The organism is Ohtaekwangia koreensis, assembly GCF_900167975.1.
Lineage (GTDB): Bacteria > Bacteroidota > Bacteroidia > Cytophagales > Cyclobacteriaceae > Ohtaekwangia > Ohtaekwangia koreensis.
The window spans coordinates 116,091-128,178 of record NZ_FUZU01000003.1 but is presented as its reverse complement, the minus strand read 5'-3'; the positions used below and the strand labels follow the sequence as shown (position 1 = coordinate 128,178).

Sequence of the window (12,088 nt, the reverse complement as noted above, 5' to 3'; positions counted from 1 at the left end):
GGAATGATTTTATACAAAGCAATCGTTATGGCGTAGTAAACTTCATCACTTACATGTTTTGCATCTGAACACAACTTTAAGAAATAAAATATGTCCCAGAGTAATAAAGCAATATTGGAAAAGGCAAATACAGCTATTATGCGTGGAGACAACGAGGGGTTCCTGTCGCATTGCACTGACGACACAATATGGAGATTTGTAGGTGACAAGACCCTACGCGGGAAGGAAGCTGTTCGCCAGTGGATGACAGCGACCTACACAGAACCTCCGAAGTTCATGGTCGAGAACTTAATCGCAGAGGAAGATTTTGTGACAGCACTCGGCAAGATAACAATGAAAGATGAAGAAGGCAGAGATGTCCAGTATTCTTACTGCGATGTCTGGCGATTTCGCGGTGGTAAGATTATTGAATTAAAAGCCTTCGTCATCAAATCCGAGGAACAAGAAGGACGCGAATAACGTAGCAGGTCACAGGTATTTTTTGTTCCTTGAAGTTTGCTCAAATCATTTCGCTTTCAACTTTCACATCTAGTCATTAAGTGAATTTATACCTTGATCTTTGAGTTGTTCAAGATGTTCTTTCATTGTTTTAACTTGTTCCACAGGGTGTCCTTGCCAAACGGTAACTTCGCCCACAACTTTAAATGGATGGGTGGAACGATAGGATTTGGTAGGATTCCCAGGAAATTTTTTATCTGTTAAGTCAGGATCATCTTCAATTGCTCCGGTCGGCTCTACCAAATATATTCTTTCGCGTCCTTCTCCAAAGGAAAGTTCAGCGCCCCAGATAGCAGCATCTAATGTTGCTGTCAGGAAGATATACTTCGCATTTTTCTTTTGTCCGTAGTTTGAGTTGAAGCCAACTTGAATTTGGTCGCCAATTTTTAACTCAGTCTTTGTGCCATGAAAATAAGTTTGAGCGAAAGGTGTCGGTCCTTGTTCGTTTAATTTCTGTTCGCCTTTGTTTTGTGCCATCGTCAAAGTCTATGTTGAGTTTGATTTGTGTACATGTTTGCTTAGCCTTTTTACAATCACCTTTGTCCAAGGTCGCTAACGAAATTTAATATCACATACTTTAAAATCCTACCGATCAATATACTTTCTCCTTAACTCCAACAAACTTGTCTGTAAGTGAGATGGCATTTTCTCTCGGATTCGAACATTCACAATCGCTGAGTAAAATTATTTAAAACAAGAACGAATCAAGTACACGTGGAGTTTACGACATCCAAGAATTAGGATGTGTAGATAAATTTAGCGTCTGTAAGGATACGTATTTATACTGTCGGAGGTATAAATCGATGCATCCTTAATTAGCTGTATAGTTAATGGACAGACAATATCTGGTCACTTACTATGTGCGGCTTGTGTCAATGCCGCCGGAAGATGGTTCAGATTTGTAGATTTTATATCTCTGCTAACGCTATAAAGGAAATATTTATTGTCACGTGAGATATAGGGACAATAATCTCTGTCAGGAGTGTTGATCACGCTACTGAAGTGTTTTACATTCTGCCATCCATTTTTCGTTCGTATGGACCAGTATAGGTCAGCTTTTCCAAAACTGTCGGATCTGCCTGACGATGTAAAGATCAATGCAGAGCCGTTCGCTGTTATAAAAGGGTCATACTCTGAATTTTTTGTATTGATCGTGCTGCCCATGTTATAGGGTTTTGTGAACGTGTTGTTTATAAGCTCACTAAAGTATATATCTTCCTGTCCATATCCGCCTTGGCGTGATGAAGAGAAACAAGCATCACCTTTTTGCGTAAAGGATATATAGTATTCGTCTTCCGGGGAGTTAAGCTCCTTTACATTGATTGGCTCGGACCATTGTCCGGAATCTGTTCGTGTTACTTTCCAAATGTCATAATCCTTGGTGGTGTCATTTAAATACGTTGGTCTGGTGGAAATAAAATACAATTCACCAGTAGGTGAGAAGGCGGGATCTGCATCGGAGTAGTTTGTATAGGAGAATGGCAGCGGTATTGGTGTGGACCATTCATTCCCTGTTTTGGTGCTTGTGTATAACTGTGTTCGCTTGTTAGCCGAGCGCGTAAAGTAAAAGGAATTGCCGTCCAGTGAAAAAGCTGCGTTAAACTCAATGGAATCAGTACAAATTATGCCTGGAAGAAAAGACGAGGTAACAACGGGTATAGCGGGTTGGGCATATACCGTTCCCGTAACGCTAACGAAGAGCGAAAGAAGAATTATTCTCATAACGCGTAGCGTGCTCAATGACTCCATGAATAATAATTATGATCGTTATCCAGTACAAAGTCCGTTCTGTGGTATAGCTTGTTGCCGATGGTATTTGATTTGGCTGTTTCTAACAGTAGTGCTGCTGCCTGTGTTTCGCGCGTAAGTTGCTTGGCGCGATCGATCAGCTTTACAGAAACTTTTTGTCCACGGAAGGAGGGATGCACATACAAGTCATTCAATAGCCAAAGTTTTTTCATACGCACAGACGACAACAGCGGATATAGCTGTACAAAACCCATCATCGTATGGTCTGCACTGCGTGCTACAAAAATAACGGAGTCCCTACACGACAACCGGTTAGCGAGAAATAGCTCGCTGCCGGATATATCGCTGGGGTATTGATAGAATACACGGTATTCATCAAACAATAGGGCAAGGGGTATAATGTCTTGTGGGGTGGCCTGGTGTATGGTCATGGTCTTGATATGCAGTTGATGGGCAGCTGGTGTTACAGGATATATATACCTATTATAAATCACGGTGTTATGCGGTGTGATGTATTGGTGAGGTTCATTTCCCAGGTCTTTCCATTGTCGGTTGAAAAAGCCTGACTCCACACAGGGTTATTGGGATCAGTTTTGTCCCACGTAAACATGACGATAATCGGTTGACCCTGAAATATATCTTTACAATAAAATGTACCGATGCTTCCTTCAAAGGAACCTACCACGGGGGGATCAAGCACACCTACATTACTATCTACCCAATATAAGCTCCATAATTTTGTCTGTGGATTGAAGAGTCGCAAGGTGAGACCTTCGTACGGTTTGTTATTTACCTGGTTATACGCTGTACGGTAAATATCAATGTTAGCAATGCCGTTGAGTACAGGACCAAAATTTTCGTCATCCGATTTATACTCTATCCATTCGGTGCAGTTGTTCAACCGTGTCTTCAGGCGTTTATTGTCCATCGTCCATTTGCCCGCAAGAAAATCAAAGTCGGTTGCCGAGGATGTTTTGGATGCCGTGATTACCAGGTCACCTTTGGTATTAATGCTGGCGTTGATCATTTTGAACTCCCTGGGTATTTGCGCGCATAGTGGCAGCGTTGTGTATAAGATGAGTAATGTGCTCAGACACAGAATTACGTTGGTTCTTTTTGGATTCATATCAGTATCATTTATAGTGTTTGATCAGTGATTTTGATATATCAAAAGTAGCGTATCTTTGCACCCATGCCTGGATGCAGATTTTAACTTTTTGACGGGTGCAGATATGATCCCAACAATTCATCACACGGATAAGCTTTTATATGAACAGATCTATGAGTTCTACAAAGCTGCAATACTGCAGAAGCGATTGGCGTACAACCAGCGATTACCTTCTTATCGCGTACTGGCCAAAGAGCTGGGTATAGCCAACAACACCGTGCTAAAAGCATATGAACAACTGGTGCTGGAAGGATATGTTACCAATGTATTTCGGAAAGGACTATATGTAACGAAGATCGATCGATCGGATTGGCAATTGCCCTCCGCTGACCCATTGCCACCCAAGAATAAAGAATCAAAAAGCAAAAAACGATCTGCAGCTTACAACACTTCTGTACGCCTGGTGGATGAGAGTCATTTTCCAGTAAAGCAGTGGCGCAAGTGCAGCAACTGGGCGCTGGATCGAATCAGTTTTCAATACCAGGAGTATGAGCAGGATGATCCGCTCAAAGAGCAACTCATAAAATATTTATTTCAATACCGGGGCGTGCGCGCAACGCCCGCACGATTGCTGATCGGATCGGGAGCCAGTTCGCTTGTCTTCTGGCTCGCATTTGTGTTGCGCAATACCTGCAAGAAAATTATCGTTGAAGAACCTGGCTATACCAGAACGCGTTTCTTGTTCCAGGAATTCGGCTACAACGTCAAGCCTATACGCGTCACCGAGCAGGGTATTGATCTTTTGCAGGTCAGAAAGGAGCGAGGCGACCTGCTATATGTTACCCCTTCGCATCAGTATCCAACCGGAGTCGCTATACCGGTAAGCCACCGCATACAATTGCTCAACTGGGCGCAAAAGAACAATGCCTATATTATTGAAGATGATTTTGATTGTGAGTTCCGCTATAAAACCAATCTCATGCCTTCACTGCAGGGACTTGATCAAGCCAACCGCGTTATCTATATAGGTACATTCAGCAGTGCGTTAATGCCTTCACTACGGGTGGCCTATATGGTGTTACCTGAAAACTTCGGAGTTGCGTACGAATCCTATCAGCACCTTACCAACACAGTGCCCTATTTTACAAGGAGGACGTTGGCCTTGTTTATGGAAAAGGGGTTTTGGGAGCGACACTTAAAAAAAATGCGCACGGTATATAAAAGAAAGTATGACGCTTGTATGAGCGCATTACAACGACTACCGGAAAATTGTATTGAGTACAATCAAACTCCCTCGGGGCTAAATATACTGCTGCACATTAATACACGTCTCAGCGAAAAAGAAATTATACAGCGCGCTAAGTCTTGCGATATTGAGGTAACGCCTACCAGTGGTTTTTATAGCAACAAAACTTCCATACCGCGTAAGCCTCAAGTATTGTTTGAATTTGGAAGCCTGCCCCAGGAAGTAATCGGACAAGTAGTTGAGAAACTTTATAAGGCTTGGTTCGAATAGAATGACCAGCTATATATGTTGACTACTTTGGATTTTGGAACTAGTAATTCACCATATGTACTTCCGTAGTCTTTCTTATAAGCTGTTTAAACTCCTTTATATTTAATTGTTGATATTGTAGGATATGTTTGGAGCATAATAATAAGTTGCTTAAATGCCATTGGATTCTTTTTTATTAAATCATAGAAAAAATTACGCAGATCAGTTGAGGTATAGGGCATCCACAGATGTTGGTAGATAAAACGTCAATTTGGCGATTGTTTTAGTATATTTGTCGTCTTTCGATCTACCGTTCATCACGTTATAGCCTATTTCATATATATTTACCAGTATGTTTATATACCCTAACCTGTAAACGTTGACCAACATATGACTACACTCTACTATCCTCATTATCATTCCATTGCAACTCCCTTGCTCTTGAATCGCTAGCTGCTATAATTCACAACGCCTTTATTAGTCAATAACATTACACTTCCATGTGTTGTAAGAACTTTATTGTGTCTGTACGGGCACTTTGTTTAGTCTTGTTGCTGTTTGCTTCCGGTCAGCAAGCCTTTGGTCTTGAAAAAGATTCTACTTTGGTTGCCGCCAGTCGGGGACAGAAATCAAATGAACAATACCGGATTTTTCCGGTAGGTACGGGGTATACCGAAAGAAATTTTTCTCTTCATTCTTCAGAAAGTGAATTAACAGAAGCTTATCTGAAACAATATATAGGTGAAGATGGCGATGCAGCCTTTAGCCGTGAACAGGCAAAAGCTGCGATCGATAAACTCAATGAGTTAGGAACCTTTGTAACCTCATTGACTTCTGACAAACTGCATGAACTTCCCATCGGCTTTAAGAAGGTTATCAACAGCACGACCATTACCATTGCTATTAGCGAAGTGAAATTCAAGGCAGGTTATGCCGAGTTCACGGCTTTTGCCAAACTCGATATTCCGCAGGAACCACGCGAGCTATATTTCGGACTGGAAGGTATTAAGCTCACCTATGAGGGAGGGATCGTTGGCGATGCAAAACTTGTGCTGCTCGGAGATATACCGATACGCTTCAATGGCGGAGCCAGTGTGTTGATTCTCAAGGGCAGTACGAATCCCAAAGCTGCTGCTCCGGATTCTAAAACGTATCTAAGCTTTGATTGTAATGGATTCAAGGAAGTAGGACTGGCAGCCGATATAGAGTTTCCGCGAACTCTTCTCATTCCCGTAGATCCCAATGGAAAGCGTTATGAAAATGCTGACAAGCGTGTAAAAGGTTCATTCACAACGGTTGTAACGGACTGGAATGATATACTGGTAGAATTTACCCTGCCGGATTTTGAAATGCCTTTGATTAAGGACATGCGCTTCAGCATTGAGACAGCAGTTCTTGACTTCAGTGATTTGCGCAATAGCCCATCCGTTGCATACCCGGAAGGTTACGAAGCAGAATACCTTGAAGCAGGTCACACCGAGTTGTGGCGTGGTGTATATGCAAAGAGTGTGGAGATTGTATTACCGGAAGCTTTTGAAGATAAGACGAAGCCTGATAAGAGAATTTCTTTCACCGGCCTGGATATGTTGATCGATAACAATGGTTTGTCCGGATCTTTCACCGGTAAAAATCTTTTGCCGATAGAAAAAGGTACAGCCTCCGGCTGGAAATTATCAGTGGACGAAATGCAAATTAAGCTGGAAGCGAATAACCTTACCGGTGCATCGTTCAAAGGTATGCTCGGGCTTCCCATTGCTGAGAAAGATACATTTGCCTATGAAGCTGTTATGATGCCGGATGAATACTTGTTGAAAGTAAGCGTACGCAACAAGTTTAGTTTCTCTGCACTCAATGCTACCGTTGAGATCGATCCGAATTCATACGTGCAATTAAAACTTACCGATAACAAGTTCAGGCCGGAGGCGATGCTTCACGGCCGCATGAGTATGAAGGTGTCCAAGAACGAAGACGGCTCGGATGCCATGGGCGAATTTAAAGGTATAGAATTCAAATCCCTTCACATCATGACGGAAACTCCCTATATAGAGGTAGAGTATTTCGGCTACAAGGGTGAATTGAAATTTGCAAACTTCCCTGTATCCATCAACGACATCGGACTCACCGCCCAAGGCGGCAAAGCAAAGCTTGGTTTCAACCTCAAGCTTAATCTGATGTCAGGACAATTCGGAGCCACTACACGTCTTGAAGTAAAAAGTAAATTAGAAAAACGCGAAGATGGATCGCAGTCGTGGAAGTACGATGGTATAGGCATCAGTGCAATTCAGATCAAGGCCACCATCAGCGGAAGCCTGGAGATTGAAGGTGCGTTGAGTATACTCGATGACGATCCTATTTATGGCGATGGTATAGCCGGTCAGTTGCAGGCGAAGTTCATTCCCGTAAAAGTAGAAGTAAAAGCCAAAGCTATGTTTGGTTCCACTACATATCGGTACTGGTATGTAGAAGGTTCTGTTTCGTATGGCGATGGAATACCAGTAGTCGGTCCGTTGCGTATACATGGTTTTGGCGGTGGTGCATACTATCACATGAAGCGTCAGGCAAAAGGTGTTGTTGCAGGATCATCCTTAACTGTAATGGATTACATACCGGATGATAAAATACATTTCGGTATCAAAGCTGCTGTCCTCTTCAACGTAGCGACACGAAGTGTTGTAGATGGTGAAGCGTCTTTCGAAATAGGATTTACCAAGAGCTATGGTATCAGCTATATAGGTTTCTTCGGAGATGCCAAGTTCATAGGTAAAATTCCGGGTACTGAAAATATTGAAGGCTTTGTTACCGAACAGCAAGCCAACTTCGCCAAGTATGAAGATGCGTTTGTAAAAGATAATCCGTTACTGGCGCAAACACTCGAGACACTCAAAGTAAATGAACCTTCGCAGGCAGCAGCAGCTTTGCTGGGCGATGCCAAGAAAATGGGCGAAAGCGGAATGATCTCTGCGCATGTAGGGATGATGATGGATTTTACCAACAAGAGTTTTCACTCCACCTTCGATGTATATGTGAATGTTGCCGGAGGTCTCTTGCGCGGTATAGGCAATGACAACCGCGCAGGATGGTCGGTGATGCATATAGACTCTGACAGCTGGTATATCTATATGGGTACTCCGGTGGATCGTATGGGCATTCAGTTCGGTATAGGAAGTTTTAGTGTGAAAACCGGCGGGTATTTCATGGCCGGAAGTAAAGTGCTCGATTCGCCACCGCCACCCACCATTATTGCTGATATGTTAGGTATCGAGATGGCCAAGCTCGACTATATGCGCGATGCCAATGCGCTGGAGGATGGAAGAGGTTTTGCCTTCGGAACAAATTTCTCGGTTGAAACCGGTGAGATGCGTTCATTTATACTATATGCCAGCTTCAAGGCGGGTGCTGGTTTCGATATCATGCTTCGCGACTATGGAGATGCACATTGCGCAGGACAAATAGAACCGATCGGTATAGGAGGATGGTATGCGAATGGACAAGCCTATGCCTATATGCAGGGCGAAGTTGGCGTGAAGATCAAGATATTCGGAATCAATAAGAAGTTCTCTGTATTGCGCGGAGGCTCAGCGGTTCTCCTGCAGGCACGACTGCCAAATCCAACCATGTTTAAAGGATATCTGGCAGTGAAGGTAGATATACTCGGTGGATTGGTGAGCGGTAATTTTCGGTTGAAGGTTGCACTGGGTAGCGACTGTGAAATTGTAAATGATTCAGGAAGTCCGCTGGCGTTAAATGTTATCGCGGATCTCAAACCAATCGATAAGACAAAAGATGTAGATGTTTTTGCAGCACCGCAGGCAGCTTTCAATATGCGCATGGAACATCCGTTCTATGTGGAAGATGATCAGGGCAGCAAGTCATACCGCATAAAACTGGAAGAGTTTACCGTGGCCGACAACGGTACGGCTATTGCTGGACGGTTGGAATGGAATAAAAACCGCGACCTGGTTACATTCTATTCTGCTGAAACATTGCCGCCACACAAAGAGCTTAAGGCTGTTGTAAAAGTTAGCTTCGAACTACAGCAAGGCAGCACCTGGCAACCGGTATATGAAGAAGGTAAAAAAGCACTGGAGTTCAAAGAGATCACCTTTACCACGGGTGATGCTCCGGATAATATACCACTGTCCAATATAGAATATGCTTACCCCGTGGCCGAGCAACGCAACTACTATCGCGATGAAAGTAAGGAAGGGTATATACAGTTGAAACGCGGTCAGTCCTACCTCTTCTCCGATGCATGGCGTTACGAGATCGTAAACGGTAAGACGGGACAAGCCATGAAGAAACAGGAGGTGGTATATAATGCTGCTGAAAAGCGAATCGATTTCACGCTAGACGCATTGGATCTTAACGCCAGCTATACCATTGGTATGGTTGCCACGCCACGCGATTCTTCATCGGCACAACAAGGTACTGTCGAGCAGGTCATCAAAAACGATGCCGGCGATCTAACTATTCGTCAAAACCAGGCCTCTGAAGTACAGCAGACCGATCTTGGCAAGAGCCTGATCGAATATTCTTTCCACACCAGCAAGCATGCATTGTATAGCGACAAGATCAAGAGCATGACTATCGTGCAGCCTTTGATCGGAAAGATATCTTCTGATGTTATCAGCCTTCAGCCACAGGTTGCTACCTATGAAGGGTTCGATGTAGTGGAACTGATCGGTACACAATATAGCGGCCGTCAGGCTTTGTCCGTTGTCGTTGCATTGCCGCAGGATGCTTATTATCGACAAGATATATATCCGTTATTATACCAGGAGTACCCGATCGCGGGCCAGATCAGATTGCACCGTGATACAGCAACACTCGGATTCTACCCGTCACGCGCGTTGCCCATCATGTCGCTCTACCAGATGCAGGCGGAGCTTTCCGAACCAACCGGTATTACTACAACACGAGTTCCCTATATATACAACCTGCCGGATGTATACCATCAGGATTTCATAGATCTGCAAACACAGGTGGTGAATACATTCCTGGGTACAGACCAGCAGAATCGTTATGCATCCATTATCATGGGCGGCTATCCGATGATTCGTGCCGGTAATTATCCTGTGAAGTTCCAATATATACTTCCGAATGGTAAACAAGGTTCTTCAGCAATATTCATGTATAATAATCCGATCAAATGAAAAAAGATCGCCTCTATATATTCATCACTCTACTGATTATTTGCTGCACGGCCCTGACCGGGTACAGCCAGCGAACAAACTTCGTAAAAGCTATTGGTCGCGCGCAGAAAAAACAGATCCTCATACGCTGGGCTGTAAATCAGCCGCGTGCATGGAAGCTGTCCAACCAACATGGTTTCGAGGTAGTGCGGTATACCGTTATCCGCGACAGCGTTATTCTGAGAACACCGGAACGTAAATATATAGGTATACTGAAGCCTGCCGAACAAAGTGCATGGATTGTACCTGCCAACAGCAACGAGTATGCAGCCATTATAGCACAGGCCTTGTACGGTGAAAGCTTCGAAGTAAGCAGTACGGATAAAGAGACTATACTATCGTCCATCAATAAAGGTCAGGAGCTTGAACAGCGTTTTGCACTCTCACTCTATGCGGCCGATCAGAATTTTACCATGGCACAACTGGCAGGCTGGGGGCTGACCGATACCGATGTAAAAGAAAATGAAAAGTATCTTTATCGGATAAAATCAAAAGTTCCATCGGGCCAATTGGTGATTGATTCGGCAGCAGTGTTCATTGGCTTGAAAGATTACAAGCCACTCCCGGAACCGACAGAAGTATTAGCACAATTCAGTGACAAAACTGCAGTGATCAGCTGGGACTATAACTCACTTAAAGATTACTATAACTCATACTATATCGAGCGTTCCTCGGACGGCAAGAATTTCTACAGGATCAGTGAGCGCCCCATCATGCAAATGAGTGAGAGTGATGCGGTAAAGCCTTCCGGCAGAATTCACTACGTAGATGCATTGGGCATGAATAACGTTACCTATTACTATCGCGTGCGCGGAGTAACTTCGTTTAGCGAGATAGGCCCGCCTTCTGCGAAAGTATCCGGGGTTGGTCAAAAGATACTCGAGTATGTGCCCCATATCACCAAGTCGGTGATCAATGAAGCTGGTGAACTGGAACTCAGCTGGTCTTTCGAACGAGCCGGCAATGCATTGATTCGCGGCTTTACACTCAGTCAATCACCGACCGAAGAAGGCCCTTATATACCAGTAATACAAAATATACCGGCTACCCAACGTATACTTCGGTATACGAAACTTTTCCCAACAAACTACTTTACCATCACGGCCGATGCTGTAAGCGGAGAGTCGCGCACATCCATGTCTGTGCTGGTGCAGCCCGTGGATAGTATACCTCCCCAGGCTCCTCAGGGCATAAGGGCTGTAATCGATTCACTCGGTGTTGCCACCATTACCTGGGCACCCAATACCGAGAAAGATATATATGGATATAAGATATTCCGTACATATGTAAAGACAGCGGAACCCACACCGCTCACCGATACAGTGTATATCGGGACGACCTTTACAGATAGCGTAAGCATGCGCATCACCAATCGCAAAGTATACTATACGGTTACGGCGTTGGATCAACGCTATAATCAATCGGCTTTCTCAACACCGGTAGCCGCGGTTAAACCGGATATTATTCCTCCAACCAGTCCGTTGTTTACAAAATGTGAACTGACGGGAAATGAAGTATTGCTGCGCTGGTCTGATTGCCATGATGATGATGTGGCATCACACGTTATCTACAGGAAGAGTGAAGAGCAGAAGGAGTGGAAGCAGATTAAAAAATTTGGAGCACACACAAGTGGTGAGTATAAGGATGCCGATGTAGCGGGCGGTACTGTATATACCTATACATTGGTGGCAGGCGATTCCAGCGGTCTTGAATCAAAACCTTCAGCACCGGTAAGCATAAAAGTTATTCGCAGACCCGGTGATATAACGGTGAATGCTTTTGATGTATACATCGACCGGCAAAACCGTTACATCGAATTGTTCTGGCGCGATTCGCAGGATAACGTTGAGGAGTATCAGCTCTATAAAGCTATAAAGGGATCTCCTGCTACACTGTGGCGTGTACTCAAGCGCGAGGAGAAACGCACAGTAGACGAGAAGCTAGCCGTAAATACCGAGTATAGCTATGGTATACGGGTAGTCACCAGAAAAGGAGAGGTGAGCAAGATTAAATGGTTGGAGGTTAAATATTAGTACACGCTATTGG

8 protein-coding genes are annotated in these 12,088 nt (G+C 44.1%); 4 read left to right on the top strand and 4 right to left on the bottom strand.

Annotated elements, in window-relative coordinates; translation table 11 throughout:
• Positions 1 to 90 precede the first annotated feature (90 nt).
• Positions 91 to 459 carry a nuclear transport factor 2 family protein gene (locus tag B5Y40_RS19690; RefSeq protein ID WP_079688570.1) on the top strand — a complete coding sequence of 123 codons (369 nt, stop codon included), beginning with the start codon at positions 91 to 93 and terminating at the stop codon, positions 457 to 459.
• A 69-nt stretch (positions 460 to 528) separates the two neighbouring features.
• Here the strand turns inward: B5Y40_RS19690 and arr are convergent, their stop codons facing one another.
• The 4 genes from arr to B5Y40_RS19670 all read right to left on the bottom strand — a co-directional run bounded on the left by arr (position 529) and on the right by B5Y40_RS19670 (position 3,373).
• Positions 529 to 975, bottom strand: a complete 447-nt coding sequence (gene arr / locus B5Y40_RS19685; protein ID WP_079688569.1) for an NAD(+)--rifampin ADP-ribosyltransferase — start codon at positions 973 to 975, stop codon at positions 529 to 531.
• Between the two features lie 372 nt (positions 976 to 1,347).
• Positions 1,348 to 2,247, bottom strand: coding sequence for a TolB-like translocation protein (locus tag B5Y40_RS19680; RefSeq protein ID WP_079688568.1), 900 nt, complete (start codon positions 2,245 to 2,247; stop codon positions 1,348 to 1,350).
• The gene (locus B5Y40_RS19675; RefSeq protein WP_079688567.1) at positions 2,235 to 2,678 is read right to left on the bottom strand and encodes a GNAT family N-acetyltransferase; all 444 of its coding nucleotides are present in this window, start codon (positions 2,676 to 2,678) and stop codon (positions 2,235 to 2,237) included. The genes B5Y40_RS19680 and B5Y40_RS19675 overlap by 13 nt, the downstream gene beginning before the upstream one ends.
• Before the next feature lie 59 nt (positions 2,679 to 2,737).
• The gene (locus B5Y40_RS19670) at positions 2,738 to 3,373 is read right to left on the bottom strand and encodes a hypothetical protein (RefSeq protein WP_221408964.1); all 636 of its coding nucleotides are present in this window, start codon (positions 3,371 to 3,373) and stop codon (positions 2,738 to 2,740) included.
• 106 nt (positions 3,374 to 3,479) lie between these two features.
• On the opposite strand from B5Y40_RS19670, the gene pdxR reads away from it, so the two are divergent.
• The 3 genes from pdxR (at position 3,480) to B5Y40_RS19655 (ending at position 12,075) form a co-directional block, all read left to right on the top strand.
• Entirely contained in the window at positions 3,480 to 4,871 is a 1,392-nt protein-coding gene (gene pdxR, locus B5Y40_RS19665; protein WP_143785844.1) for a MocR-like pyridoxine biosynthesis transcription factor PdxR, read from the top strand.
• A gap of 479 nt (positions 4,872 to 5,350) precedes the next feature.
• The gene (locus B5Y40_RS19660) at positions 5,351 to 10,003 is read left to right on the top strand and encodes a hypothetical protein (RefSeq protein ID WP_143785843.1); all 4,653 of its coding nucleotides are present in this window, start codon (positions 5,351 to 5,353) and stop codon (positions 10,001 to 10,003) included.
• Entirely contained in the window at positions 10,000 to 12,075 is a 2,076-nt protein-coding gene (locus B5Y40_RS19655; protein ID WP_079688564.1) for a fibronectin type III domain-containing protein, read from the top strand. Before B5Y40_RS19660 ends, B5Y40_RS19655 begins: the two co-directional genes overlap by 4 nt.
• The last annotated feature ends 13 nt before the right edge of the window (positions 12,076 to 12,088 follow it).

What these genes read in the sequence shown, in the direction of transcription:
- B5Y40_RS19690 (WP_079688570.1), top strand. Translation starts at nt 91, where the DNA reads ATGTCCCAGAGTAATAAAGCAATATTGGAAAAGGCAAATACAGCTATT.
- arr (WP_079688569.1), bottom strand. Translation starts at nt 975, where the DNA reads ATGGCACAAAACAAAGGCGAACAGAAATTAAACGAACAAGGACCGACA.
- B5Y40_RS19680 (WP_079688568.1), bottom strand. Translation starts at nt 2,247, where the DNA reads ATGGAGTCATTGAGCACGCTACGCGTTATGAGAATAATTCTTCTTTCG.
- B5Y40_RS19675 (WP_079688567.1), bottom strand. Translation starts at nt 2,678, where the DNA reads ATGACCATACACCAGGCCACCCCACAAGACATTATACCCCTTGCCCTA.
- B5Y40_RS19670 (WP_221408964.1), bottom strand. Translation starts at nt 3,373, where the DNA reads ATGAATCCAAAAAGAACCAACGTAATTCTGTGTCTGAGCACATTACTC.
- pdxR (WP_143785844.1), top strand. Translation starts at nt 3,480, where the DNA reads ATGATCCCAACAATTCATCACACGGATAAGCTTTTATATGAACAGATC.
- B5Y40_RS19660 (WP_143785843.1), top strand. Translation starts at nt 5,351, where the DNA reads ATGTGTTGTAAGAACTTTATTGTGTCTGTACGGGCACTTTGTTTAGTC.
- B5Y40_RS19655 (WP_079688564.1), top strand. Translation starts at nt 10,000, where the DNA reads ATGAAAAAAGATCGCCTCTATATATTCATCACTCTACTGATTATTTGC.